Source organism: Nocardia carnea NBRC 14403, assembly GCF_000308515.1.
GTDB classification, from domain to species: domain Bacteria; phylum Actinomycetota; class Actinomycetes; order Mycobacteriales; family Mycobacteriaceae; genus Nocardia; species Nocardia carnea.
Genome location: NZ_BAFV01000033.1, coordinates 17,600 through 44,513 on the forward strand (window position 1 = coordinate 17,600; position 26,914 = coordinate 44,513).

Annotated in this window: 23 protein-coding genes; 19 read left to right on the forward strand and 4 right to left on the reverse strand. The window is 67.3% G+C overall.

What is annotated here, in order from left to right:
* Nucleotides 1–58: 58 nt before the first annotated feature.
* The gene (locus tag ON22_RS11840) at nucleotides 59–1,732 is read right to left on the reverse strand and encodes an FAD-dependent oxidoreductase (protein ID WP_033246237.1); all 1,674 of its coding nucleotides are present in this window, start codon (nucleotides 1,730–1,732) and stop codon (nucleotides 59–61) included.
* Nucleotides 1,732–3,090, reverse strand: a complete 1,359-nt coding sequence (gene cyp51, locus ON22_RS11845; protein ID WP_033246128.1) for a lanosterol 14-alpha demethylase — start codon at nucleotides 3,088–3,090, stop codon at nucleotides 1,732–1,734. Before cyp51 ends, ON22_RS11840 begins: the two co-directional genes overlap by 1 nt.
* A 214-nt stretch (nucleotides 3,091–3,304) precedes the next feature.
* On the opposite strand from cyp51, the gene ON22_RS11850 reads away from it, so the two are divergent.
* From ON22_RS11850 to ON22_RS11895, 10 genes are all read left to right on the forward strand, one after another.
* Nucleotides 3,305–4,204 (forward strand): SDR family NAD(P)-dependent oxidoreductase, encoded by a 900-nt coding sequence (locus ON22_RS11850; protein ID WP_033246127.1) that lies wholly within the window; start codon nucleotides 3,305–3,307, stop codon nucleotides 4,202–4,204.
* Nucleotides 4,201–5,346, forward strand: a complete 1,146-nt coding sequence (locus ON22_RS11855; protein ID WP_081595515.1) for a TIGR03857 family LLM class F420-dependent oxidoreductase — start codon at nucleotides 4,201–4,203, stop codon at nucleotides 5,344–5,346. Before ON22_RS11850 ends, ON22_RS11855 begins: the two co-directional genes overlap by 4 nt.
* A 3-nt stretch (nucleotides 5,347–5,349) precedes the next feature.
* Nucleotides 5,350–6,417, forward strand: coding sequence for a phosphotransferase (locus ON22_RS11860; protein ID WP_033246125.1), 1,068 nt, complete (start codon nucleotides 5,350–5,352; stop codon nucleotides 6,415–6,417).
* A gap of 119 nt (nucleotides 6,418–6,536) precedes the next feature.
* Nucleotides 6,537–7,697 carry an LLM class flavin-dependent oxidoreductase gene (locus ON22_RS11865; protein WP_033246124.1) on the forward strand — a complete coding sequence of 387 codons (1,161 nt, stop codon included), beginning with the start codon at nucleotides 6,537–6,539 and terminating at the stop codon, nucleotides 7,695–7,697.
* Entirely contained in the window at nucleotides 7,694–8,059 is a 366-nt protein-coding gene (locus ON22_RS11870) for a MarR family winged helix-turn-helix transcriptional regulator (protein WP_231508710.1), read from the forward strand. Before ON22_RS11865 ends, ON22_RS11870 begins: the two co-directional genes overlap by 4 nt.
* 82 nt (nucleotides 8,060–8,141) lie before the next feature.
* Nucleotides 8,142–8,819 carry a CE1759 family FMN reductase gene (locus tag ON22_RS11875; protein WP_033246123.1) on the forward strand — a complete coding sequence of 226 codons (678 nt, stop codon included), beginning with the start codon at nucleotides 8,142–8,144 and terminating at the stop codon, nucleotides 8,817–8,819.
* 3 nt (nucleotides 8,820–8,822) lie between these two features.
* Nucleotides 8,823–9,593 carry a trimeric intracellular cation channel family protein gene (locus tag ON22_RS11880; protein ID WP_197039714.1) on the forward strand — a complete coding sequence of 257 codons (771 nt, stop codon included), beginning with the start codon at nucleotides 8,823–8,825 and terminating at the stop codon, nucleotides 9,591–9,593.
* 173 nt (nucleotides 9,594–9,766) lie between these two features.
* Nucleotides 9,767–10,156 (forward strand): helix-turn-helix transcriptional regulator, encoded by a 390-nt coding sequence (locus tag ON22_RS11885; protein WP_231508718.1) that lies wholly within the window; start codon nucleotides 9,767–9,769, stop codon nucleotides 10,154–10,156.
* Nucleotides 10,153–10,563, forward strand: a complete 411-nt coding sequence (locus ON22_RS11890; protein WP_033246121.1) for a VOC family protein — start codon at nucleotides 10,153–10,155, stop codon at nucleotides 10,561–10,563. Before ON22_RS11885 ends, ON22_RS11890 begins: the two co-directional genes overlap by 4 nt.
* 251 nt (nucleotides 10,564–10,814) lie before the next feature.
* Complete coding sequence (locus ON22_RS11895; protein ID WP_033246120.1) at nucleotides 10,815–13,205, forward strand: ATP-binding cassette domain-containing protein; 2,391 nt, start codon at nucleotides 10,815–10,817, stop codon at nucleotides 13,203–13,205.
* Nucleotides 13,206–13,277: 72 nt separating this feature from the next.
* Here the strand turns inward: ON22_RS11895 and ON22_RS11900 are convergent, their stop codons facing one another.
* Entirely contained in the window at nucleotides 13,278–14,852 is a 1,575-nt protein-coding gene (locus ON22_RS11900; RefSeq protein WP_231508709.1) for a serine hydrolase, read from the reverse strand.
* Nucleotides 14,853–15,187: 335 nt separating this feature from the next.
* Between ON22_RS11900 and ON22_RS11905 the strand changes: the two genes are divergently transcribed.
* From ON22_RS11905 to ON22_RS11920, 4 genes are all read left to right on the forward strand, one after another.
* Nucleotides 15,188–16,426 (forward strand): amidohydrolase family protein, encoded by a 1,239-nt coding sequence (locus ON22_RS11905; RefSeq protein ID WP_033246118.1) that lies wholly within the window; start codon nucleotides 15,188–15,190, stop codon nucleotides 16,424–16,426.
* Complete coding sequence (locus tag ON22_RS11910; protein ID WP_051157525.1) at nucleotides 16,423–17,313, forward strand: amidohydrolase family protein; 891 nt, start codon at nucleotides 16,423–16,425, stop codon at nucleotides 17,311–17,313. Before ON22_RS11905 ends, ON22_RS11910 begins: the two co-directional genes overlap by 4 nt.
* 21 nt (nucleotides 17,314–17,334) lie before the next feature.
* Nucleotides 17,335–19,533 carry an acyl-CoA dehydrogenase family protein gene (locus tag ON22_RS11915; RefSeq protein WP_255218528.1) on the forward strand — a complete coding sequence of 733 codons (2,199 nt, stop codon included), beginning with the start codon at nucleotides 17,335–17,337 and terminating at the stop codon, nucleotides 19,531–19,533.
* Between the two features lie 62 nt (nucleotides 19,534–19,595).
* On the forward strand, nucleotides 19,596–20,189 hold the full coding sequence (locus tag ON22_RS11920) for a TetR family transcriptional regulator (RefSeq protein WP_033246234.1): 594 nt from the start codon (nucleotides 19,596–19,598) through the stop codon (nucleotides 20,187–20,189).
* Here ON22_RS11920 and ON22_RS11925 read toward each other — a convergent pair.
* Nucleotides 20,180–20,914 (reverse strand): IclR family transcriptional regulator, encoded by a 735-nt coding sequence (locus tag ON22_RS11925; RefSeq protein WP_033246116.1) that lies wholly within the window; start codon nucleotides 20,912–20,914, stop codon nucleotides 20,180–20,182. The two genes, ON22_RS11920 and ON22_RS11925, sit on opposite strands and share 10 nt — an antisense overlap.
* Before the next feature lie 105 nt (nucleotides 20,915–21,019).
* Here ON22_RS11925 and ON22_RS11930 point away from each other — a divergent pair, with 105 nt between their 5' ends.
* The 5 genes from ON22_RS11930 to casG all read left to right on the forward strand — a co-directional run bounded on the left by ON22_RS11930 (nucleotide 21,020) and on the right by casG (nucleotide 26,830).
* Nucleotides 21,020–22,225, forward strand: coding sequence for an amidohydrolase family protein (locus tag ON22_RS11930; RefSeq protein ID WP_033246233.1), 1,206 nt, complete (start codon nucleotides 21,020–21,022; stop codon nucleotides 22,223–22,225).
* A 10-nt stretch (nucleotides 22,226–22,235) separates the two neighbouring features.
* Entirely contained in the window at nucleotides 22,236–22,991 is a 756-nt protein-coding gene (locus tag ON22_RS11935; RefSeq protein WP_033246115.1) for a class II aldolase/adducin family protein, read from the forward strand.
* Nucleotides 22,992–23,145: 154 nt separating this feature from the next.
* Complete coding sequence (locus ON22_RS11940) at nucleotides 23,146–24,294, forward strand: steroid 3-ketoacyl-CoA thiolase (protein ID WP_033246114.1); 1,149 nt, start codon at nucleotides 23,146–23,148, stop codon at nucleotides 24,292–24,294.
* A gap of 4 nt (nucleotides 24,295–24,298) precedes the next feature.
* Nucleotides 24,299–25,111, forward strand: a complete 813-nt coding sequence (locus tag ON22_RS11945) for an SDR family NAD(P)-dependent oxidoreductase (protein ID WP_033246113.1) — start codon at nucleotides 24,299–24,301, stop codon at nucleotides 25,109–25,111.
* A gap of 60 nt (nucleotides 25,112–25,171) precedes the next feature.
* Complete coding sequence (gene casG / locus ON22_RS11950) at nucleotides 25,172–26,830, forward strand: steroid-24-oyl-CoA synthetase (protein ID WP_033246112.1); 1,659 nt, start codon at nucleotides 25,172–25,174, stop codon at nucleotides 26,828–26,830.
* Nucleotides 26,831–26,914 lie beyond the last annotated feature (84 nt).

The following is a 26,914-nucleotide window of genomic DNA, read 5'->3' on the forward strand; positions in this document are numbered from 1 at the left end:
CGCCCGCCGCTGTCGAGGTCGGCGACACCCGCGGGCCGGATCGGGTGGGCAGTCCGATTCAGCCGCGGCGGGCGGTCGCCAGCAGCTGGTCGACCGTGGCCAGTTTGACCCGCGGCCGGCCCGCGGCGGCGCCGGCGGCGCGTTCGGCGCGATCGATCGCCTGCCATGCGGTGCGGTCGACCATATCGGGTTGCCGCTGCCGGACCAGGTCCGTCAGCGCGGTGCGGTCGCGGACCGGAGCGCGCAGTGCGCCGGCCTTGAAATCGTCCAGGATGGCGGCGACGGTTTCGGCGGCGTCGGCACGGTTCGAGCCGATCACCCCGCGGGGTCCGCGTTTGATCCAACCGGCCGCATAGATTCCGGGAACCGGTGTTCCGGCCGAATCGACGACCCGGCCCGATTCGGTGGGCAGCACCCCGCGGTCGTCGTCGAACGGCAGATCGCCGATCGGCTGCCCGCGGTATCCGACGGCGCGCAGGACCAGCGAAGCCTCCACCTCACCGGTATCAGTGGTCGGCCGGGCGGTAGGTGATCCGGCGGGACCGCTGAGTTCGTTGTGCACATACCGCACCGACCGGACCCGCTCGTCGCCGGCGATCTCGGTGGGGGAGACGCAGTACTGGAACCGGATCCGCTTGTGCCCGTCGCGCAGCGGCCGCGCCGCGTAATCGCCGGCGGCGGCGACCTTGAGCCCGAGCTCGTAGGGTGCTTCCGGACTGTCCAGGAACGCCTGCCCGGCCTCGTCGAGAACCACATCCGCCGGGTCCACGACGATATCGACCCCGGTCAACCTTCCCAGCGCCCGGAATTCGGGGGCGCTGTAGGCCGCCTGCAGCAGCCCGCGCCGGCCGAGGATCACAACCTCCTGGATCTCGCTGCGCCGCAGCGCGGCGAGCGCATGGTCGGCGATATCGGTGGCCGCCAGTTCGCTGGGGTCCATGGTCAGCACCCGCGCGATATCGAGGGCGACGTTGCCGTTGCCGACGATCACCGCCCGCTGCCCGGACAGGTCGAATTCCCGGTCCGCGTAGTCGGGGTTGCCGTTGTACCAGGCCACGAACTCCGTGGCGGAATGGCTGCCCGGTAGTTCTTCGCCCGGGATACCGAGCTTCCGGTCCGCGGGCGCGCCGACTGCGTAGATCACCGCGTGCACGCTGTCCCGGAGTTCTTCGTGCGTGAGGTGACTACCGATTTCGGTGTTGAGATACATCTGCAGGGTGTCGCGTTTGAACGCGGCCGTGAACATATCGGTGACCCCGCGGGTCTGTGCGTGATCCGGCGCCACCCCGTAGCGGGCCAGCCCCCACGGGGTCGGCAGCCGGTCGAACATCTCGACCTCCACCGACCCGGCGGACAGCAACTGTTCGGCGGCATAGCAGGCAGCGGGGCCGGTCCCGACGATCGCGACCCGCAATGTCCCCAGATCCTTGGCGAGGCGCCGCACCGGCGGCGGGGGAGCCATATCCGGTTCGAGTGGATATTTCGCGAAGTATCCGGCGTTGACCTCGAGAAATCCTTCGAGATGTCCGGGCAGATCCTCTTCGGCGTAGATCGCGTCTACCGGGCAGGCCTCGTAGCAGGCCCCGCAGTCGATACAGGTATCCGGATCGATGTAGAGCATTTCCGCGGTCGCGAACTGCGGGTCCTCGGGGCGCGGCCGGATGCAGTCGACCGGGCATTCGGCCACGCAGCTCGCATCATTGCAGCAGCGCTGCGTGATGACGTACGTCATCAGTTCTCCCGGCGCCTGCGCCGGTATCGCACCGTGCACGGCTGCTGCAACTGCACCACCATCTTGGAGTGGTCGTTGCGGTAGCTTTCCGAGGGCTGCACCATCTCGAATTCCCAGTCCCGCAGCAGCACCGAGAAGATCGCCTTCAACTGCATCAGCGCGAACGCGGCGCCCACGCAACGATGCCGGCCGGCGCCGAACGGGATCCAGGTCCAGCGGTTGACCAGATCTTCCTGGTTGGGGTCGATATAGCGGCCGGGGTCGAAACTGTCCGGGTTCGGGAAATCTTCCGGTAGCCGGTTGGAGATCGCGGGGGTCGCCGCGACATGGTCTCCTTCGGAGATGGTGTGTCCGCATACTTCGAATTCGCCCTGCGCCACCCGCATCAGGATGATCAGCGGCGGATGCAGCCGCAGCGTTTCCTTCAGCACCGCCTCCAGCTGCGGGATCTGGCGCAGCGCGTGGAAACTCACTTCCTGGCCGTCGGCGTAGAGCTCGTCGAGTTCCTTCACGACACCCGACAGCACCTCCGGGTGGCGCAGCAGTTCGATCACCGACCACGCGGCGGTACCGGAGGTGGTGTGATGGCCGGCGAACATCATCGAGATGAAGATGCCGGTGACCTCGCTGGCGCTGAAATGCGGTGTGCCGTCTTCCTTCTGCACCGATACCAGCACATCGAGCAGATCGCGATCCTCCTTGTCGGCGGGCGGGTTCGCGATCCGGGTGTTCATGATCTCCTGGACCAGCTCGACCAGTTGCGCCCGGGATTCGTCACGGATCCGGAAGCTTTCGATCGGCATATACGGGTCCACATACGCCAGGGCGTCGGTCCCGCGTTCCAGGTTGTGATAGAGGTGCGCGAACCGGCTGTCGAGTTCCTCGCGGAACTTCGTGCCGATGAGGCAGGCCGAGGAGGTGTAGATGGTGAGTTCGGCGAAGAAATCGAGGAGGTCGATTTCGCCTTCGTCGCCCCAGTTCGCCAGCATCCGGTCGACTTCGCGTTCGATGGTGGCGGCGTGGCCGCGCATCTGATCGCCGCGCAGCGCGGAATTGTGCAGCATCTCCTTGCGGCGTTCCGGGCTGGCATCGAAGACCACGCCCTCACCGAAGATCGGTTTCATGAACGGGTAGGCGGCGGCCTGGTCGAGGTCCTCGTCGGCGGCGCGGAAGAAGAACTCGTTCGCCTCGGACCCCGTGAGCAGGATGACGTGGCGGCCGGCGAGCTCGAACTGGCCGACGTCGCCGCATTCCTCCCGTACCCGGCGCATGAGCGCAATCGGGTCGGTGCGGAATTCCTCCAGATGGCCGTGTTCGTGTTCGCCTCCGGACACCCGCGGCGGTTTCACCGAAGTCATGTGGAAATCCTTCCCCAGATTACTGTCCAGGATCTATGGTAGACACCTGTCCAGACAGTACTACGGCAAGCGGACTGCAATCAAGGTGTGCGACCCGGGCCGGGTTCGTGAACCGCTGACGCAGCCACGCCAGGATGCCATACTGTCCGGACACCTGTACGGAAGAGTGTTCGGCCCGCGGTCAGTCGCCGGCCCCGGAAACGAGAGCAGGTCCATGAGCGGTCAGCAATCCCTATGGGGCCGCGGCGCCGTGGTCGTCGGCGCCACCAGCGGTATCGGTCACGCCGTCGCCCACGCCCTGGCTCGTAACGGTGCCGGAGTAGTCGTGAACGGCCGCAACGAATCCGCCGTCGAACGTACCGTCAACTCGCTCACCCTCGGCGGACAGCGCGCGGTCGGCGTCACGGGCAGCGCGGCCGACGAAACCGTCGCCACCGAAATCGTCGATACCTGCGTGCGTACCTTCGGCACCATCGATATCCTCGTCAACTGCGCCGGCGCCGCCGAACCCGCCGAATCCTCGATTCTGAATGTCAGCACCCGCGATTGGCGGGCCCTGCTCGATTCGCACCTCACCACCACCTTCAACACCTGCCGCGCCGCCGCCCCGAAAATGGTGGCGCAACGCCGCGGCAGCATCATCAACACCAGCTCCTTCGCCTATCTCGGCGACTACGGCGGCACCGGCTATGCAGCCGGTAAAGGCGCCGTCAACAGCCTCACCCTCGCCATCGCCGCCGAACTCGCCGAACACGAGGTCCGCGCCAACGTCGTATGCCCGGGTGCGAAAACACGACTGTCCAGCGGGTTCGCCTACGAAGCCAAGATCATGGAGCTGTATCGCCGCGGCATGCTCGACGAAATGAGCAAGGACGCCGCCCTCGACGCTCCGCCCGCCGAATACGTCGCCCAGCTCTACCTCTACCTCGCCGGCGCGGAAGCCCGGGATGTCACCGGACAGATCTTCGTCGCCGCCGGCGGGTTCGTCGGCCGCTACGACCGGCCCACCCCGAGCATTCTCGGTTTCCGCGACCACAACGACACCCCGCCGTGGACACCCGAGGAACTTCACACAATGATCAGCGGCAGCAGTGAACAGGCCGGGCGGGCATGAGCGAACCGGTACGGGACGTGGGTAGCCGGGGAGAGCCGGCGGTCATGCCGGGCACCCGCCGTTCGAGCGAATTCCCCGAACTCGGCTGCTACGGGCTCGCCGGGCACGCCACCGACCCGCACGCCCTGCTCGACGAAGTCCGCACCGCCGAACACCTCGGCCTGGGCACCCTGTTCCTGTCGGAACGTTTCAACACCAAGGAAGCCTTCACCCTCGCCGGTGCCGCGGGCGCAGTGACCACCGACCTGCGAATCTGCACCGCCGCCACCAACCACAACACCCGCCACCCGCTGGTCACTGCGGCCGGCGCGGTCACCCTGCACCGTCTCACCCGCGGCCGCTACAGCCTCGGCCTGGGGCGCGGTTTCGACGCCCTGTTCGACGTGATCGGCCTACCCCGTATCACCTCCGCACAGCTCCGCGACGCTGTCGATATCTATCGCCGCCTCTGGCGCGGTGAAACCGTCCTCGGACACGACGGCCCTGCCGGGAAATACCCGCTGCTGCAACTGGACCCGTCCTACGACGAGAACATCCCGATCACCCTCACCGCCATCGGCCCCGCCACCCTGCGGCTCGCCGGGGAGATCGCGGACTCCGTCGTCCTGCACACCTTCTTCACCGACGACACCACCGCCCGCGCGGTGCGCACCATCCGCACCGCGGCCGAAACCGCCGGCCGTGACCCCGCGGCTCTCCGGATCTGGTCCGTGCTGGCCGTCGTGGACGAATCGCAGGGCGAACTCGCGCGGCTACGGAAACTCGTCGGCCGCCTCGGCACCTACCTGCAGGGATACGGCGATATCCTCGTCCGGGTCAATGGCTGGGAGCAGCAAGTACTCGACGACTTCCGAGCCCACCCCCTGGTCACCGGAGCCGGTGGGGCGCTGGACGCGGTCGCGAGCCCGGAAACCCTCACCGCCGTCGAGGACTTGTTACCCGGCGAATGGCTCGCCGCCTCGGCGACCGGCACCGCCACGCACTGCGCCACAAGGATCGCCGCTCAGTTCCGGGCCGGGGTCGACGGCGTAATCCTGCACGGCAACACACCTGCCGAGCTGACCCCCGTGCTCACCGCGTGGCGGGAATACCGCAGCAACGAGAAGTCCGCGGGCCCGGCGGACCGATTTCCGGAGAAGTGATCGATGAGTATCCCCACCACCGTCGCCGAACTCACCCCCGAATGGCTCACCACGGCGCTCCGCCGACCCGTCGAGGAGGTAGTCGCGGAACCCGTCGGTACCGGCCAGATCGGGTCGGTGTACCGGCTGCGGCTCACCGGCGCCGGCGTCCCGGACCAGCTGCTGGCCAAACTCCCCGCCGCGGACCCGGGCACCCGGGCGATGCTCGCCGGTGCCTACCGGCAAGAAGTCCGGTTCTACCGCGAGATCGCCACGACGGTCGCAGTCCGCACCCCGCACTGCCACTACGCCGGAATCCACGGCGACGGTAGCGAGTTCGTGCTGCTGCTGGAAGATCTCGCACCCGCCGCCCAGGGCGATCAGATCGCCGGCTGCCCGGTCGCGCACGCCCACCAGGCCGTCGCGAACCTTGCCGGCCTGCACGCGCCGCGCTGGTGCGACCAGTCGCTACTGGAAATCGACGGGTTCAGCCGCAACGGGCCCGAAGAAGCCGCGACACTGGGCGAACTCTACGGACCCACCACCGATCTCTTCGTCGACCGCCTGGGCGATCGCCTCACCGCGGAGGACTGCGATACCGTGCGCGCCTGCGGTGCGGTGATCGCCGACTGGCTGGTCGCCCGGCCCGAACGGTTCGGCCTGGTCCACGGCGACTACCGCCTGGACAACCTCCTGTTCGGCGCCGGGGAACCGGCGGTGGTGACCGCGGTCGACTGGCAGACGGTCAACCTCGGGTTACCCGCCCGCGACCTCGCCTACTTCGTCACCACCGGCCTGGATCCGGAGATCCGGCGAGCCGAAGAAGAAGAGCTCCTCACCACGTATCACCGGCGTCTGCTCGCACTCGGGGTCACCGGCTACTCGCTCGACGACTGCCGCCAGGACTATCGGTTCGCGGCGCTGCAAGGTCCGCTGGTCGCGGTCTTCGGTGCCGCCTACGGCACACCCACCGAACGGGGCGATGCCATGTTCGCGACCATGATCCGCCGCAGCTGCGCCGCCATCCGTGATCTGGATTCGCTCACCGCCCGACCGGCGCCCGTACGCACCCCGCACCCCGGCGCCGCCTGAGCGCCGAAACGCGCTGTACCTGCGGTTGACGCAGTGCCCGGCACGCACCGGAATAACCCCGCCGCCCCCTCGGTTCAAGTAGATGCAAATGCATAGAACCTACGGCGGGAGTGACATCAATGCAGTTCGGAATCTTCTCGGTCAGCGATATCACGCGTGACCCCGTCACCGGCGTGACCCCCAGCGAGGCCGAACGGATCGAGGCGATCGTGCAGATCGCGAAGAAAACCGAGGAAGTGGGTCTGGATGTTTTCGCCATCGGCGAGCACCACAATCCGCCGTTCTTCTCCTCCTCGCCGACTACTCTGCTGGCCCATATCGCCGCCCTCACCGAGCGTCTCATCGTCACCACGGCGACCACCCTGATCACCACCAACGACCCGGTGAAGATCGCCGAGGACTACGCGATGCTGCAGCATCTGTCCAAGGGCCGGATGGACCTCATGCTCGGCCGCGGCAACACCGGGCCCGTCTACCCGTGGTTCGGTAAGGACATCCGGGCCGGTCTGCCGCTGGCCCTGGAGAACTACAACCTGCTGCACCGGCTGTGGCGCGAGGACGTGGTGGACTGGGAAGGTAAGTACCGCACTCCGCTGCAGGGCTTCACCGCCACCCCGCGGCCCCTCGACGGTGTACCGCCGTTCGTATGGCACGGCTCCATCCGCACTCCGGAGATCGCCGAACAGGCCGCCTACTACGGCAACGGGTTCTTCGCCAACCACATCTTCTGGCCGACGGCGCATTCGCTGCAGCTCATCGAGTTCTACCGGCAGCGGTTCGAGCACTACGGGCACGGAACCAAGAAGCAGGCCATCGTCGGACTCGGCGGGCAGGCGTATATCGCGAAGAAATCCCAGGATGCGTGGAACGAATTCCGGCCCTACTTCAACGAGGCTCCGGTCTACGGCCACGGCCCCTCGCTGGAGGATTTCGCCGAGATGACCCCGCTGTCGGTGGGCAGCCCGCAGGAGATCATCGATAAAACCCTCACCTTCCACGACACCTTCGGTGACTATCAGCGTCAGCTGTGGCTGATGGACCATGCCGGACTGCCGCTGAAGACCGTGCTGAACCAGCTCGAGCTGCTCGGCTCGGAAGTGGTGCCGGTCCTGCGGAAAGAACTCGAATCGCGCCGCGACCCGGAATCGGCGCCCGCCCCGACCCATCGGTCGCGGGTCACCGCCGAATACGGCGACACCCCGCCCTGGCAGGCCCGGCCGGGCGCCAACCAGGGTGACAACCTCGCCGGCGCCAGCCCATACCTGGATACCCGGGTATGAGCAGGACCAGCAGCCGACTGGCCAACGACGCCTGGGAGTCGCTGCTCACCGCGCATGCCGCGCTGATGAAGCAGTTCGCCGCCGAAGACGTCTGGCACGGGCTGACCATGCGGGAATACGACGTGCTCTACACGCTGTCGAAATGCCCGGAACCGATCCGGCCCGCCGAATTGAACCGGCACGTTCTGCTCACCCAGCCGGCACTGTCCCGAATGGTGGACCGGCTCGTCGAACGCGGTTTCGTACAACGCACCCGCGACCCGCACGACGGCCGGGGGTCCGGCTCTCCCTCACCGCCGAGGGCCGGGCCCGGCAGCGCCGGGTGGGTGGCCGGCACGCGGTCGGCGTGGCACGGGCGCTGACCGGCGCACTCACCGACGACGAGCTGCGCGCACTCGAACAGATCTGCGGAAAACTCGCCGACACCACGAACAGGAACCAGCAATGACATCGAATGGACAGGTACGCGCCCCCTACCGGTTGGTCGTGGTCAGTGGCGGTACCAGCAACCCGTCCTCGACCCGGATGCTCGCCGACCGGATCTCCACCCGCATCGGCGCATTGGCCGCCCGCCGTGACGCCCGGGTCACCGTCACCGTGATCGACCTGCGGGAGCTGGCCACCGAGATCACCACCGCCCTGGTATCGCAGCTGATGGGCCCGAAGATGACGGCGGCGATCGAGAGCTTGGCCACCGCCGACGGGCTGGTGGTGGCAGCTCCCGTCTACAAGGCCGCCCCGAGCGGGCTGCTCACCTCCTTCTTCCATGTCCTCGACAATGATCTGCTGATCGCCAAACCGGTGATTCTGGCCGCGACCGCCGGCACCTCCCGGCACGCCCTGGTCGTGGATGAGCAGATGCGCGCCCTGTTCGCCTTCCTGCGCACCATGACCGTGCCCACCTCCCTGTTCGCCGCCGCCGAAGACTGGAACGACACCGACCTGAACAAGCGGATCGACCGGGCCGCACTGGAACTGGTGCTGCTCATGGAGAGCGAATTCGCGCACCGGGTGAAGGACGAATCCTGGGATAGTTACCAGCACACTTTCGGCAGTGCGGGCGGTAGCGAAGTGGGTATCGATCTCGATACCGACCTCATGCGTTTGGCGGCCGGCGGATAACCGGTGGCGGCACCTATCGACACCATCGACCAGGTCACCCGGTACCTGGATCTCGCCGGCGTCCTGGCCTGCGCCATGCTCGGCGGTGCGGTGTCCCGCAGTGAGGGACTCGACCTGTTCGGCTTCCTCGTCGTCGGTATCGTCTCCGGGCTGGGCGGCGGAATCATCCGCGACACTCTGCTGCAACAGGGCCCACCGGTCGCGCTCACCGACTACGCCTATCTGCCCACCGCAGTGCTCGGCACGGTCATCTCCTTCGTCATCCACCTCAGCGAAAACGCGTGGGACCGGCTGTTCACCGCCCTCGATGCCGCCGTTATCGGCTTCTGGGCGGTGACCGGTGCACAGAAAACCCTGGCCGCGGGGCTCGGCTGGCTGCCCGCGATCCTGCTGGGTGTCACCACGGCAGTCGGCGGCGGCGCCACCCGCGATGTACTGCTGCGCCGAGTGCCGGCCGTATTCGGCGGTAACGGTCTCTATGCCACCGTCGCGGCCGTCGTGGCCGGCACCATGGTCGTCTGCACCTACCTCGGCGCCCCGGCGATCGGTATCGTCGCGGGCATCGTCTGCTCACTGCTGCTGCGGCTGGCCGCCGTCCGGTTCGGCTGGGGGCTACCCAACGGCCTGGAATGGCAGCCGCACACCCGTTTGGCCGAGGCGTTGCGCGGCGCCCGGCCGCCGCGCCGCCGCCGGCGCGTCCGCCATCGCCGCGCCGAACCGGGAGAATCGAGCACCCGGAGCGGGCCGAACCAGCAGGGACTCACCGATGGATAGCCTGCTCCGCTGAGATGATCGTGCACACCCGAGGTCTACGCGTCTGTCGCCTGCGCGGACTGCCGGCTGGGCAACCGGGTGCATATTGTGGCACGATTTCTGGCGTGACCAGCAAACCCGGTGCCGATCCGCGGTTACGTGACCTCGCCCTGCTGCGGCGTGTCCGGGACCGGATGGACCGCGAGTTCGCGCAACCCCTCGACGTCGCCGCGCTCGCGCGCGGCGTCAATATGTCGGCCGGCCACCTCAGCCGCCAATTCCGCCTCGCCTACGGCGAATCGCCCTACGGCTACCTGATGACCCGGCGGATCGAACGCGCCAAGGCGCTGCTGCGCCGCGGCGATATGAGCGTTACCGAGGTCTGCTTCGCCGTCGGCTGTTCCTCGCTGGGTACGTTCAGCACCCGCTTCACCGAACTGGTCGGTGTACCGCCCAGCACCTACCGGCAGCAGGCCGACGGGGAAGCGGCCGGGATGCCGAGCTGTGTCGCCAAACAGGTGACAAGACCGATCAGGAATCGAGAAGCGCAGGTCACCGCGGCGCGGCTAGCGTCGTCGTCATGAACCTCACCATCCACTCCAGCTACCTTCCACACGACGACCCGGACGCGGCTCTGGCCTTCTACCGCGATCTCCTCGGTTTCGAGGTGCGCAAAGATGTCGGCTACGAAGGGCTGCGCTGGATCACCGTGGGCCCCGTCGGCCAGCCCAGTACTTCCATCGTGCTCACCCCGCCGGCCGTGGATCCCGGTATCACCGACGACGAACGCCGCATCATCAGCGAGATGATGGCGAAAGGCACCTACGCCGGGATCAACTTCGCCACCGAGGATCTCGACGGCACCTTCGACCGGCTCCAGGCCGGTGACGTCGAAGTCATCCAGGAACCCACCGATCAGCCGTACGGTATCCGCGACTGTGCCGTCCGCGATCCCGCCGGAAATATGATCCGTATCCAGCAGGCCGGCTGAAACAACCCGGGCACGCGTCCACATCGCGTGGTAGCGCCCGCAGGGAAAACGTCGATACCCGAGCAGGTGGGCGCCGGATCCACGAGGGCCCGGTGCTCCCCGCGCGGGCACGCCGGAAGGCCGGCGGCGCCCACGCGCACCCGGCCCGGCGAAACGAGAAATGTCACCGCGTTCTGGTTGGATCGACCGGATGACGACAGCGGTGGGGTCCGCGCGGGGCGGCACGCACCAGAGGGAGACCAGGAGAGCAGATGAGTATGGCCACGAAGACCGGTAGACAGACGTCCGAGCCGCATCTCGCCGACAGTCACGATCTGATCCGCGTGTACGGCGCGCGGGAGAACAACCTCAAAGACGTCAGCGTCGAAATCCCGAAACGCCGGTTGACCGTGTTCACCGGCGTCTCCGGGTCGGGGAAGAGTTCACTGGTCTTCAGTACCATCGCCGCCGAATCGCAGCGGCTGATCAACGAAACCTACAGCGCGTTCATCCAGGGTTTCATGCCCAATCAGGCCCGCCCCGATGTCGATGTCCTCGACGGGCTCACCACTGCCATCATCGTCGACCAGGAGCGGATGGGATCCGATCCCCGCTCCACCGTCGGTACCGCCACCGACGCCAACGCCATGCTGCGGATCCTGTTCAGCCGGCTCGGCACCCCGCATATCGGGTCACCGCAGGCGTTCTCCTTCAATGTCGCCTCGATCAGCGGCGCCGGCGCCGTCACCGTGGAAAAGGGCGGGCAGACCGTCCGGGAGCGCCGCAGTTTCAGCATCACCGGCGGGATGTGCCCGCGCTGTGAGGGCCGCGGTTCGGTATCCGATTTCGACCTCACTGCCCTCTACGACGAGAACCTGTCGCTGAACGAAGGCGCCCTCACCATCCCCGGTTACAGCATGGACGGCTGGTACGGCCGGATCTTCCGCGGCTGCGGTTTCTTCGACGCGGACAAGCCGATCAAGAAATACACGAAAAAGCAGCTCAACGACCTGCTCTACAAGGAACCCACGAAGATCAAGGTCGAGGGCGTCAACGTCACCTACGAGGGCTTGATCCCGCGCATCCAGAAATCCTTCCTGTCCAAGGACCGGGAAGCGATGCAACCGCATATCCGCGCGTTCGTCGACAAGGCGATCACCTTCGACACCTGCCCCGATTGTGGTGGTACCCGCCTCAGCGCCGAGGCGCGCTCGTCGAAGATCAAGGGCATCAGCATCGCCGACGCCTGCTCGATGCAGATCAGCGATCTCGCCGCCTGGGTGCGTGATCTGAACGAACCGTCGGTGGCGCCGCTGCTGACCGCGCTCGGGCAGACCCTCGACTCGTTCGTCGAGATCGGGCTCGGTTACCTGTCACTGGAACGTCCCGCGGGCACCCTGTCCGGTGGTGAAGCGCAGCGGACCAAGATGATCCGGCATCTCGGTTCCTCGCTCACCGATGTCACCTACGTGTTCGACGAACCCACCATCGGCCTGCACCCGCACGATATCCAGCGCATGAACGAACTGTTGCTGCAACTGCGCGACAAGGGCAACACCGTGCTCGTCGTGGAGCACAAACCCGAAGTGATGGCCATCGCCGACCACATCATCGACCTCGGGCCCCGCGCCGGTACCGAGGGCGGGCAGGTGATGTTCGAGGGCTCCATCGAGGGCCTGCGCGGCAGCGACACCATCACCGGCCGTCACCTCGACGACCGTGCCGCCCTCAAACCGTCGGTCCGCACCTCTTCCGGTGCGCTCGAGGTCCGCGGCGCCGATTCGCACAATCTGCAGAATGTGGATGTCGATATCCCGCTCGGTGTGCTGGTCGTGCTCACCGGTGTCGCCGGGTCCGGTAAGAGTTCGCTGATCGACTGCGCCGTCGCCCGGCACGACGACGTCGCCATGGTCGACCAAACCCCCATCAAGGGATCGCGCCGCAGCAACCCCGCCACCTACACCGGGCTGCTCGACCCGATCCGGAAAGCCTTCGCGAAAGCCAACGGGGTGAAACCGGCCCTGTTCAGCTCCAACTCCGAAGGCGCCTGCCCCGCCTGCAACGGCGCCGGCGTCATCTACACCGATCTCGGCGTCATGGCGACTGTGGAATCACCGTGTGAGGAATGCGAAGGCCGGCGTTTCCAGGCCGAAGTCCTGGACTACACCTTCGGCGGCCGCAATATCGCGGAGGTCTTCGAAATGTCGGTCGCCGAAGCCGAGGAGTTCTTCGGCGCCGGTGACGCCCGTATCCCCGCGGCGCACAAGATCCTCGACCGCCTGGTCGACGTCGGCCTGGGCTACATCAAGGTCGGGCAACCGCTCACCACCCTGTCCGGCGGCGAACGCCAGCGGCTGAAACTGGCGACCCGGATGGGTGAGAAAGACGGGATCTACGTCCTCGACGAACCGACCACCGGCCTGCACCTCGCCGATGTCGAGAATCTGCTCGGCTTGCTCGACCGGCTCGTCGACTCGGGTAAATCGGTGATCGTCATCGAACACCATCAGGCGGTGATGGCGCACGCCGACTGGATCATCGACCTCGGTCCCGGCGCGGGCCACGACGGCGGGCGGGTGATCTTCGAAGGCACCCCCACCGATCTGGTCGCCGCCCGCTCCACCCTCACCGGCGAACACCTGGCGGCCTACGTCGGGAGCTGACCGAGCCGGAGAACTTGCCCCGGTCACCGGCGGTGAATCACGCCGCCGGTGGCCGGGGCAGTCGTTCCCCGGTCAGCGGGTGAAAGTGCCGAATCCGTCGGAGTCGTAGAACTCCAGCCACAAGCGGTCGCCGTCGAAGCGCGCCTGCGATATCGTTCCCGGGTTCGCGGCCTCGCCGGTGGGGGAGAAGGCGAATGTGTCGCCGTCCCAATGGCGTAGCGGTACGGTCACCTTTCGCGGTCCCAGGGTGAGCAGCAGGTGGTCGCCCTCCACCGCTACCTCGGCCGGGCCGAAATAGTCGTTTCCGTACACCCCCGCATAATCGTCCAGCGGCCCCGCGGGCGCCGGATTCGGCGGGGGCTCTTTACCCACCAGCTCACCGGTGGGTCCCTCGATCTGCGTGAAGGCCTCCTGGTACAGCCCCCACCAGTCCTCCCGGACCTCGCCGAACTGCACCAGATCGGCGAATTCGGCGTTGAGGGTTTCCGGCACCCCGATCGGTGCGGCGTTGGTCAGGGTCACGATCCCCACATTCGCCGACGGGATCAGCGTGAACGCGGTCGCCGCGCCCGCGTTGAACGCCCCGGAATGGCTCAGCACCACCCGGCCGGCCGCCGAGGTGCCGACGTTGAACCCGAAACCGTACATACCGGTGCGCGCATCCGGCGTTTCCGGCGGTGACGATACGGCCTGTGGTGATACCGCGGGCAGCAAAGCTTCCGGCGCGACCACTTCCCGGCCTTCGTACGACCCGTTCCCGAGGACCATCGTCATCCAGCGCGCCATATCCGCCACCGACGAGCTGGCCCCGCCGGCAGGTGACTGCGCGTCCGGCTCCCGCGGGGGGTCGGTGCGCCGGTAGTCCTCGCCTACGCGGGAATGTCCCACCGCGCGATCAGGGGCTGCCGCGAAATCGGCGTAGCGGGAGCTGGTGGCCGTCATTCCCAGCGGCTCGTAGATCGAGCGTTTCGACAGGTCGGCCCAGTCCGTGTGCGCCGCCTCGGCGACCGCGGTGGCCGCCGCCGTCAACCCGAAATTGGTGTATTCGTAGGAGTCCCGGAACGGTGCGAGCGGCAGCAGCCCCAACCGCTCCAGTATCTGCGCCCGGTCGAATCCGAGGTCCTCGAGCTTGTCCCCGGCGTGGTCGGGCAGCCCGGAGCGATGCGCGTACAGATCGCCGATGGTCGCGTGCTCGCTGACGTAGGGATCGTTCAGTGCGAACCAGGGCGCGAGCTGCCGGATCGGTGTATCCCATTCGAGGGGCCCGGCGGCGATCTCGTGGGCCACCACTGTCGCCCCGACCGGTTTCGACATCGACGCCAGCTGGAACACGGTCTCGGGCTCCACCTGCTGCTCGGTGCCCACCTCGCGGACCCCGAAGCCCTCCTGGTAGACGACCTCGCCATCGGCGACGATGGCGACCGCCATACCCGGGATGCCGGTACTGGTCATCAGCTCCTGCGCACGCTGATCGACCCGGTCCACGATATGTTCCACGCGCCCGTCGGGAATGGTGATCCCCGGTGCGCGGGCGGGCTGTGGTGCGGCCGCGCTGGTGCTGGTCGTGGCCCCGGGGACCGGCTCCTCGATCCCGCATCCGGTGGCCAGTGCGGCGGCGGTCGCCACCGCGGCCCCGAGAGCCGTCAACCGACGTCTGTGCACAGCCGCCTCCGAGAGGTTGTCGCCGACACGAGCCCAGCTGCCCGAGCTTATCGCTGCCGGTGTTCGCTTACCGGCAGCGCGGTCCGCGTGGCCGGGTTCGATCCGGTCGGGCGGGTCGGCTTCCGGTGCCGGGCGATCGGCGCTCCCCGCGGCCGCGGTGTCCGGGGCTGCAGCGCGGTATCCATCCGGGCGGTAAAACGGTAAAATAGAACCCGATTCTTTAAAGTGGGTGAAAACTGGTGTGTGGGCGCAGTGTGTGACGTATGGTCGGGTTCTAGAAATAGAACTGGGTTTCAATAATGACGTAGAAAGAGGATCCGATGGCTGCACATCCTGCCGACTCCGGCGAGCGGTACACGCTCATCTCCGCCGACTGCCATGCGGGCGCCGACCATGCCACCTACCGCGAGTACCTCGACCCCCGGTGGCACGACGAATTCGATGCGTGGCGCAACCGGTACCGCAACCCGTACCGGGATCTGCAGGACGACGGCCGCACCCGCAACTGGGACAGCGACCGCCGGATCAACGAACAGGCGACCGACGGTGTCGTCGCCGAGGTCATCTACCCGAACACCGTCCCACCGTTCTTTCCCAGTGCGGCCGTGATGGCGGCGCCGCCGGACAGCGAGGACTTCGAACGCCGGCTCGCGGGTATCCGCGCGCACAACCGCTGGCTCGCCGACTGGTGCGCCGATTCTCCCGCACAGCGCGCCGGTGTCGGCCAGATCTTCCTCAACGATGTGGACCGCGCGGTCGAGGATGTGCAGTGGATCAAGGAGAACGGTCTGCGCGGCGGCATCCTGATTCCGAATGTGGCACCCGATGTGAAATGGGTGAAACCGCTGTACGACCCGGTCTACGACCCGATCTGGCGGGCGTGTGAAGAGCTCGGCGTCCCGGTGAACAGCCACGCCGGTAACGGGTTGCCCGATTACGGGCGGTACAAGACAGCCGGGTTGCTCTACATCACCGAAGTCTCGTTCTACGCGCAGCGACCCTTGGTGCAGTTCATTCTGTCCGGAGTTTTCGAACGTTTCCCGAACCTGAAGTTTGCAATGTCCGAACAGGGATGCGCATGGGCCCCGCGCCTGGTGCGCGAGCTCGATCTGATCGATCACCGGATCAAACGGTCCGGGCGGATCGGTGAGCTCGTGTACGGCCGGGATGAACAGCTGCCGCTGCGCCCGAGCGAGTACTTCCGCCGCAACTGCTGGATCGGTGTGAGTATGCCGTCCGCGGAAGATATGGCGGCCCGTGAGGTGCTCGGTGCCGGCAAGTTCATGTGGGGTAGCGACTACCCCCATTCGGAGGGGACCTACCCGTTCACCCGGGAATGCCTGCGGCAGGTGATGCACGACGTCGACCCCGGTGAGCTGCGGCAGATGCTCGCCTGCAATGCGGCCGACTTGTACGATTTCGATCTCGACGCTCTGGCGCCGCTGGCTGCGGAGTACGGTCCGACCGTGGCGGAGGTGGCGCAGCCGCTGACGGAACTGCCCGATGAACCGAACGATGTGCTGTTGCGTGAGTCGTTCGCCGCGGCGGTGCGCGCATGACCGGCGGGCAGGAGGCGCGCGGCGGTTTCCGGGCCGGGCTCCCGGTTATCGATACCCATATCGGTTTCCGTGAGCCCGGGAAGAACGAGTACGACTTCATCACCCGGCAGACGAAGGATCGGGAAAGCAAGGAGAAGTTCTCTTTTCCCGCCGAGTACATGTTCAAGGGGGTACCGCAGGATCTGCCGACCGATGATCCCGTGGAGGTGACGCTGCGGGAAATGGACCGCCACGGGGTATCGATGGGAATGGTCAGTGTCGCGGGCGAGTCGGGGCGCCGGGCGGTGAAACAGTACCCGGACCGTTTCGTACCGCAGGGCAGCGCCGTGGACCCCAACGACATCATGGGAACCCTGCGTCGGATGGAAGCCGAATTCGAGGAGTTCGGGATCCGTTCGGTGAGTTCTTTTGCTGCCGGGACGTTTCCGCAGGTCGCGCTCAACGCCCCGCAGATGTATCCGATCTACGCCAAATGTGTGGAACTGGATATCCCGATCTTCGCCTGCGCCGGAATTCCGGGTCCGCGGTTGAAGGCGGCGGTGCAGCATGTCGAACTCATCGACGAGGTCATGTTCGATTTCCCCGAACTGGTCTTCGTGACCAGGCACGGGTGCGAGCCCTGGCAGGATCTGGCCGTCAAACTGATGCTCAAATGGCCGAATCTGTACTATTCGACCTCCGCGTTCGCGCCGAAGCACTATCCGAAGGCGATTATCGACTACGCCAATACGCGCGGCGCGGACAAGATCATCTACGCCGGGTATTTCCCGGCGGGGTTATCGCTGGAACGGATCGCGAACGAGATGCCGGCTGTGCCGTTCCGCGACGAGGTATGGCCGAAATTCTTGGCCGGGAACGCGCGCCGTGTTCTGAAGCTGGAAGGTTAGCCGCGGATGGTAACGAGTTGTGTGGGGCTGACCACCGAACACACCGATCTGATGGCGGCGATATCCGCGCTGGCCGCGCAGGCGGCGCCGACCACGCTGACCCGCGAACATTTCGACCTCTCGGCCGCGGGCGTACGCCCGCCGATCTGGGACAAGCTGTGCCGTCAAGGTATTCCCGCGATCCATCTGCCCGCCGAGTTCGGGGGCGGGGGAGCCGGGATCGTCGAGCTCGCGGTGGCGCTCGACGCCGCGGGGCACGGATTGATCCCGGGCCCCCTGCTGCCCACGGTGACGGCAGGTGCGCTCGTGGATCGCCACGGTTCATCCGCGGCCCGCCGCGATCTGCTCACCCGGTTCGCGGACGGCGCCACCGGAGCCTGCGCGCTCGACGCGACGGGTCCGGTGGCCACGGCGGCCGGCGGTGGCCTGCGGGTTTCGGGTCTCAGCGGCCCGATTCTCGGTGGTGTGGGCGCGGATATCCTCGTCCTGGGGGCATCCGGCCCGGAGGGCCCTGTCTGGTTCGCCGTCCCGCCGGATTCTCCCGGTATCACCCGGGAGCAGGTTCCGGGCGTGGACCTCACCCGCGATCTCGGCCGGCTCGAGCTCGACGGCTTGGTGGTCCCGGCCGACCATGTTCTGTCCTGCTCCACCCACCACGTCCGCGATCTGGCCGCCGTCCTGTTCAGCGCCGAGGCCGTCGGCATCGCCCGCTGGTGCCTGGACACCGCCGTGGCGTACGCGAAGGTACGTGAACAGTTCGGCCGCCCGATCGGATCGTTCCAGGCCGTCAAACACAAATGTGCCCAGCTGTTCCTGCGCGTGGAACTTCTGGCCGCGGCGGCATGGGACGGTGCGTGCGCGGCGGACGAGGACGGGCCGGACGGCCCGCAGAGCACGCTCGCCGCGGCACGGACCGCTGTGCAGTGCCTGCCCGAGGCTGCCGATATCGCCTTGGATGCACTCACCGTCCTGGGCGGTATCGGCAACACCTGGGACCACGACCTGCACCTGTACTGGCGGCGCGCCACCGGCCTGTTCACGCTGCTCGGTCCGCACCAGGACTGGTCTTACCGGGCCGGTGAGCTGGCCCTGAACACCGAGCGGGCGCCCGCCGTGGGGGTCGAGGACCGGCCGGATTTGCGGGCCGAGGTCGCGGCGGCGATCGCGGAAGCGACGGATCCGGACAACTCCGACGACCGAACTACGCGCCGGATCCTGGCCGGCCACGGCCTGGTGGCTCCGCATTACCCACCGCCCTACGGTCGCGCCGCCGATGCTGCCGATCAGGTGATCATCGCCGAAGAGTTCCGGCGGGCGGGGATGGCGCAACCCACCACGGTGATCGGGGAGTGGGCGCTGCCGACGATTCTGCAGCACGGCACCGATGCCCAGCGGGAACGGCTGGTGGGCCCGACACTGCGTGGCGAGATCGAATGGTGTCAGCTGTTCAGCGAGCCGGGCGCCGGATCGGATCTCGCGGCGGTGCGGACCTTCGCGGAAAAGGTAGGCGGCGGCTGGTGTCTCAACGGCCAGAAGGTGTGGACCTCGCATGCCCGGGAGGCGCACTGGGCCGTCTGCCTCGCCCGTACCGACCGCAGCGCCGCGAAGCGGGCCGGTATCAGCTATTTCCTGATCGATATGACCACACCGGGTATCGAGGTGCGGCCGTTGCGGGAAGCCAACGGCGAGTCGATGTTCAACGAGGTGTTCCTCGACGACGTTTTCGTACCGGACGATTGCCTCGTCGGCGCGCCCGGGGACGGCTGGCGGCTGGCGCGCACCACATTGGGCAACGAACGGATCGCGATGGGGTCCGGTGCGGTGGGCGCGCGGATCCGGCTCGATCCGGTCGCCGCCGTGGCGGAGCTACCCGCCGCGGCGCGGGCCGCCGCCCTGCCCGCGCTCGGCACGGTGACGGCGACCTCGGGGGCGCTGGATGCGCTCGGCCGCCGCGCTCTGCGTAAACGGATCTCGGGCCTGGAACCCGGCGCGGAAGGCAATGTCTTGAAATACCTGTCGGCGCAACATCAGGTCGAGCTGTCCCGCACCATGATCGAATGGGCCGGTCCTGCCGCGGCACAGACGTCCGGGGAGGCCGGACGGACGCTCGCGGCGTACCTTTCGACACCCGCGATGCTGATCGGCGGCGGTACCGCGGAGATCCAGCTCAACATCATCGGTGAGCGCATTCTCGGACTGCCGCGGGAGCGGACGCAGTGACGGCGGGTGCCACCCGTCCGGCTAGTATCACCGCCGTGACCTCCCGTGGGGCCGAGTTGCCGATGACCACCGAATCGATGACTGCGGGCCAGCTGGGACGCCGTAGCCGGTTGGCCGAGACGGTGATCGAGATGCTGCACGAGATGGAACCCGATCGTATCCAGATGCGGGAGGTTTCCGAACGTTCCGGGGTGGCGTTGGGCACCCTGTACCGCTATTTTCCCGCCAAACAGCAGTTGCTGGCGGCGGCGATGCTCGGCTGGAACAACCGGCTGTCGGAGAAGCTGAAAGCCGAACGCCGTGCGCCCGGCCCGAAGGACGGCGGCAGTATCTGCGAACGCGTGCTGGGCCTGTACCGGCGGGAGATGCGGGCGTTCCAGCGGGGCCCGCATTTCGCCCGGCTGGAGATCGAGCTGTTCTCGTCCACGGATGAGTACGTGATCGAGACCCTGGATCAGCGCGCCACCGCCAACCGTGGTGCGCTGTTCGACCTCCTGGAGGGGGTGCCGCCGGAAACGGCCCGGGTGGCCTCGCTGGCCATCGGCGGCACCATGTTCACCGCGCTCACCTCGTGGACGTCGGGGCGGATCAGTTTCGCGGAGGCGCTCCGGAATGTGGAGGACGTGATCCGGCTCGTCCTCGCGGATTACGCCTGAGCCGACCCGCTCAACCGGCGTGCGGCATCCCGGACGAGTTCCCCGGTCCGCGCGTACCGGTCGGGGGTGAGCCGGGTATCGGGCGCGCTGACCACGATCGCCCCCTGGGGTGCTCCGCCGATATCGAAGATCGCCGCGCCGATACTGGTCGAACCGTGCTGTACCGCGCCCTCGCACAGCGACCACCCGCGCGTGCGGATCCGGTCGTATTCCGTAGCGGTGGGCAGCGCTTCGGCCGATCCGGCGCGGTCGATGCGTTCGGCGGGGGTGAGGTGCGCGAAGATCGCGCGCCCGGCGGCGCTCGTCTCCGGCGGGTGGACCTGGCCGATCGGTAGGGCGGTGCGCACCGTATGGGTACCGTCCGCGACGGTCGCGACCACGAGCTTCCCGCCTTCGAGGAGTGCGAGATGGGTGGTTTCTCCGGTGGTATCGCGCAGGGCGGCCAGTACTGGACGTGCGCGGTCGAGCAACGAGGACGTGCTGTGTGCCTGACCCGCCATCGTGACGATTTTCGCCGAGAGTTCCCATCGCGGCGGGGAATCGGGAAGCGGCCGGATCCATCCGGCTTCGTGCAGGGTCGCCAGGACGCGCTGCATCGCACTTTTGTCCTCGCCGAGCGTCCGGCACAGCTCGGTCAGCCCGGCGGGCTGGTCCGCGGCGATCGCTTCGACCACCTGTAGACCGCGCAGCAGTCCGCTCAGAGTCTTGACCGGAATGTGGATCACCCCTACCTTAGTATCAATAAGAAATACCAAGGTATCGTATAGAGATACTTCAGTCAAGGGTGTGGGCCGTTTTCGGTAGCGCACCGCTGTGTGGAGGAGAACGCCGTGGCAGCACCGCAGCAGCAACTCGATCCCGAATTGTTCGATCCGGAACCCGATCCCGCGGACGTCCGCTACACCGTGATCTCGGTCGACGACCATGTGGTCGAACCGCCGCATCTGTTCGAAACCTGGATGCCGGCCGCGCTGCGGGAGCGCGGTCCGCAGATCCGCGAGACCGCGGAAGGCGCACAGATCTGGGAGTTCGAAGGCAAGACCTACTCCCAGGTGGGCATGAACGCGGTGGCCGGGCGGCGCTCGGAATCGGTGAAGTACGAGCCGTTCCGTTTCGAGCAGATGCGCCCCGGCTGCTACGACATCCACGCCCGGGTCGAGGATATGGATCTCGGCGGTATCTGGGCGATGCTCAATTTCCCGTCCCAGATCACCGGTTTCTGCGGCCGGGTGTTCGCTTTCGCCGCGGACCGCGAAGTCGGTAAGGCGGCCGTGCGGGCCTGGAACGATTGGCTCTACAACGAGTGGTATCTGGCCTATCCGTCCCGCGTGATCCCCGGCGGTATCACCTACCTGGGCGACCCGGTGGAGGCCGTCGCCGAGACCGAGCGCAACGCCGCCCGCGGATTCACCTCGGTCACCCTCCCCGAACGACCCCACGCGATCGGACTTCCGTCGCTGTGGGAGCGCGACTTCTGGGATCCGATCATCCGCGCCTGTGTCGAAACGGACACCGTGATCTCGTTGCACGTGGGCAGTTCGGGAATGTACTCCTACCCGCAGGGCGCGCCCGGCCTCCAGCTGGGCGCCACGATGTTCGGCCAGCTCTCGCTCGGGGCGTGCAGCGAATGGTTGTGGTCGGGATATCCGAAGGACCATCCGACGCTGAAAATCGCGATGAGCGAAGGCGGTATCGGCTGGGTGCCGATGCTGATCGACCGGTTGAACAACATCATCGATCGTTCCGGCTACGGCCTGGGCTGGGCGGAGCGCCCGGCCGACATCCTGCGCCGCAACTTCTGGTTCTGCACCCTCGACGATCCGTCCACGATCGCCCTGCGTGAGGTGATCGGCGTCGACCACATCATGCTCGAGACCGACTACCCGCACGGCGACGGCACATGGCCGCATACCCAGGATGTGATCGAACAGTACTGGGCCGGGATCCCCGCACCCGAACTCCGGAAGATGTGCAGCGAGAACGCGGCACAGCTCTATCGCCATCCGCTGCCCGATATCGTGCTGCCGCGGGACTGAGGAGGTTCGGATGGTTTTCCGCCCGAGCGCCGACCGGCTCGTTCCCGAGCTCACACCGGCCGAGGAGATCGTGCTGCTGGCGCGTGCCCTGTGGCGCGAGGGGTATCGCGACCACCTGGCCGGCCACATCACCCGCAATATGGGTGACGGCACGCTGCTGTGCAATCCGTGGCTGCTGACCTGGCAGGAGTTCGGCCCCGGCGATGTACTCCGGATCGGCCTGGACGGGACTCTGCTCGAAGGGGAGTGGCCGGTACCGCTGGGTATTCCCTTGCATCTCGCCCTGCACCACGCACGACCCGATGTGCAGTTCGTGGTGCACAACCATCCCGAATTCGGGACCATCTGGGGCGATCTCGCGGAAGTACCCCCGGCCTACGACCAGAGCTCGAGTCTCGGCGGCGGGGAACTGGTCGTGGTCGACGAATACGCGGGTGCCGTGAACAGTGCGCAGGCCGCGACCGCGGCGATCGCGGCGGTGGGCGACGCCGATCTGGCGCTGCTCGGCGGGCACGGTGTCCTGGTGATCGGCAGTACCGCGCGAGCGGTGTTCCTGCGGGCGGTGGCGCTGGAGCAGCGGGCGAAGAATGCGTGGATGGTGCGGGCGGCCCGCGGGCCGGAGAAGTCGGCACTCCCCGATTGGTGGATCGACCGGCAACGCCGCAGCGACGGGAACGGGTTCCACGGATTCTGGGAGGCCGCGGTCCGGGCGGAGCTACGTGACGATCCGGAGCTGGAGCAGCAGATTTTGTCGTTGCGGGAGTAAGTGCACGGTCTTGTGGCTTGTTCGCGGCGGGAATCGCCGGAGTTGTTCCGTGAACCGGCTACCAAACAAGTGCTTGGTTGGATAGAATCGTGTTTCAGCAGTCCTTATCGATCGAGAGGGCAGCACCTTCATTTTTCGGTCAAGGAGGACTCCCATGGGCAAACCGGTTGTCGTCGATACCGCGCGTTCCCCGATCGGCCGCCGTGGCGGATGGTTGTCGGGGCTGCACGCCGCCGAACTGCTCGGGGCGGTACAGAAGGGCATCCTGGACCGGCTGGCGCTGGATCCCGCGCTGATCGAACAGGTCGTCGGTGGCTGCGTCACCCAGGCCGGTGAGCAGTCGGCGAATATCACCCGGACCGCATGGCTGTATTCGGGACTACCCGAGCGCACCGGCGCCACCACCATCGACGCCCAGTGCGGATCCGGTCAGCAGTCGGTGAACATCGTGGCGGCCCAGATCGCCGCCGGGGTGATCGACGCGGGTATGGCGTGCGGCGTCGAGGCGATGTCGCGGGTACCGCTGCTGTCGAACATCCCCGATAACGTCGGCCGGCCCCGTCCCGGCGATTGGTCGCTGGATCTGCCCACACAGTTCGTCGGCGCCGACCGTATCGCGCACCGTCGCGGTTTCACCCGCGCCGATCTCGACGAATTCGGGTTGCGCTCCCAGCAGCGCGCCGCGCGGGCCTGGCAAGAAGGCCGGTTCGACCGGCAGATCATTCCCGTCGAGGTCCCGGGCGGCGACGGGGCCGCGCCCGGCACGGTATCCCGCGACCAAGGGCTGCGGGATACCTCCCTGGAGGCGCTCGCCGCGCTCGCTCCCGTTCTGGAGGGCGGTCTGCACACCGCCGGGACCGCATCACAGATCTCGGACGGTGCGGCGGCCGCCGTGCTCATGGACGAAGACCTCGCGCGTTCGCTGGGGTTGCGGCCGCGCGCCCGCATCGTCCGGCAGTGCCTGCTCGGCAGTGAGGTCCCCTATCTGCTCGACGGCCCGGTCCTGGCGATCGAACATCTGCTGGCCCGCACCGGGATGTCACTCGGCGATATCGACGTCGTCGAGGTCAACGAGGCATTCGCGGCGGTCGCCCTGTCCGCGGCGCGCACCCACGGGATCGACGAGGACCGGCTGAACGTCAACGGCGGGGCGATCGCGCTGGGACATCCGGTGGGCTCCTCGGGGGTCCGGCTGGTCGGGGCGGCGATCGACGAGCTCGAACGCCGCGACGGCGAGCATGCCCTCGTCGCCGTCTGCGCCGGTGGCGCCATGGTCTCCGGTGCCATTATCGAAAGGGTCTGACACCATGCAGCTCACCGGGTTCGAGGGCAAGGTGGCCGTGGTCACCGGCGCCGGCCGGAAGCGATCCATCGGCCGCGAAACCGCGCTGGCGCTGGCCCGCGCCGGATGCGATGTGGTCGTCACGGGCACCGGACGCAGCCGGTACACCGAGGAAGAACGCGCCGGCGGCTGGCGCGATATCGACTCGGTCGCCGACGAGATCCGCGCACTGGGGCGCCGCGCTACTGCGGCGGTCTGCGATATCGCGGACGAACAGGCAGTCGACACCCTGGTTCGGCAGGTACTGGACGACTACGGGCGCGTGGATATCGTCGTGAACAATGCCGCCACCGCGCGCGCCGGGGACCGGGTGCCGGTGCTCGACCTTCCCACCGAGGCATGGGATGCGGTGATGCGGGTCAACCTGCGGGGCACCTTCCTGGTGAGTCGTACGTTCGCCCGCGCCATGGTCGAGCACGGTACGGGCGGCAGTATCGTCAATATTTCGTCGATCGCCGGGAAACTCGGTGGCGCGAACACTGCGGCCTATGCCGCCTCCAAGGCCGGTGTGCAGGCGTTGACCTCGTCGATGGCGAAGGAGCTGGGTCCCGCCGGGGTCCGGGTGAACGCGGTCTGCCCCGGGGTGACCGGGACCAGCCGGCTCGACGATCTGTCGGCGGAAGCGTGGCAGAACTATGTCGAGGCGAATCTGCCGCTGCAGCGGGTCGGGGACGCGCGTGAAGTCGCCTGGGCGGTGGTCTTTCTCGCCAGCGAACAGGCCGGCTGGGTCACCGGCCAATCCTGGAATGTCGACGGTGGTCAGTTGACCGTTCGCTGACCGATCCGCCGTAGTACATTCACCGCCCCGCTGCGGTCTCCGAGGAAAGGGATCTTCCCCATGTCCGATCGATCGACGACACCCGAGCCCCCCGCGGCCGTCAAGGCCCGTCTCACCGCGCTCGGCGCCGATCTCGAAATCGCCCGGGAGCCGGTCCGGGGTATTGCCATGCCGGTGTTCCGGCATCGCAGGCGTGCCCTGACGGAGCTGCTGATCGAATCGGCCCGTTACGGCGACAGCGAATACCTCGTCAGCGGCGAAACCCGCTGGAGCTTCGCCGAACATCTGGACCGCGTGGCATCGCTGAGCGAAGCACTGCGCACCACCTACGGGATCGGCAAGGGCGACCGCGTGGCGATCCTCGCCGCCAACCGCGCCGAATGGATTCTCACGTTCTGGGCGACGACCTCGCTCGGCGCCATCACCGTCGGAATGAACTCGATGTGGTCCGCCCGCGAAATCGCCTACGGGATCGAGCATTCCACCCCGAAGATCGTCGTCGCCGACGAAGCGCGCCGGGCCCTGCTGGGCGAGATCGAGCCCCCTGTGCTGTCGATCGAGACGGATATTCCGCGGCTGGCCACGGCCGCGCCCGGTACGCCGCTACCGGAAACCGAGATCGACGAGGACGATCCGGCGGTCATCCTCTACACCAGCGGCACCACCGGACGCCCCAAGGGCGCCGTGCATTCGCATCGGAACATGATCGCCGCGGTCGACTTCTACCGGTTGAACGACGCCGTCGCCGCCGAAATGGGCAGCCCCCCGGGCGCCCGGCGGTTCCTGCTCGCCACCCCGCTGTTCCATATCGCTGCCTTGCACAATCTCGCCGTCCCCCGGCTCGCGTTCGGCGATACCGCGGTGATCCACACCGGCCGTTTCGATATCGACCGGGTGCTGCGGCTCATCGAAACCGAACGTGTCACGAACTGGGGTGCGGTGCCGACGATGCTGCACCGTCTCCTGGAACACGGCGACCTGTCGGGATACGACCTGTCGTCGCTGCGGATGATCTCGGTGAACAGCGCGCCCTCGTCCGCGTCGTTCAAGGAACGGCTACGGACGGTCCTGCCGGTCGCCGCGAGGTCGCTGGGAACCAGTTACGGGCTCACCGAATCCTCCACGGCGGCGACCTTCGCGACCGCGGCCGATCTGCAGGCCCGCCCCGAAACCGTCGGCACCCCGGTACCGACGATGAGCGTGCAGATCCGGGACGAACACGGTGCGCCGGTGCCCGACGGGACCGAAGGCGAGATCTGCCTGCGCGGCCCGCTGGTGATGCTCGGCTACTGGAACAACCCGGAGGCCACCGCAGCCACGATCGCCGCGGACGGCTGGATGCACACCGGCGATCTGGGCACCATGAACGACGGCTACCTCTGGGTGAGCAGCCGCCGCTCCGATCTCATCCTGCGCGGCGGGGAGAACGTGTATCCGATCGAGGTCGAGAACGCGTTGAGCGAACACCCCGCGGTACGGGAATGCGCCGTGCTCGGTGTCGCGCACGCGGACCTCGGCCAGGAAGTGTGCGCGGTGGTGGTCACCGGTGCAGCAGATGCGGTGGCTGCCGCGGAGCTGAATGCGTTCGTCGCCGAGCGGATCGCACGCTACAAGGTGCCCACGCGGTGGGAGATCACGACCGAACCGCTACCCCGTAACGCCACCGGGAAGGTCAAGCGACTCGATGTGATCCAGGCATACGCGGGTGGCGGCGACTGAACGACAACGGCGCGCGCTCGGACCGGCGAACCGGTATTTCGCGCACATCACCACCTGAGTGCGGGCGGCGGCGGTCCGCGCCCG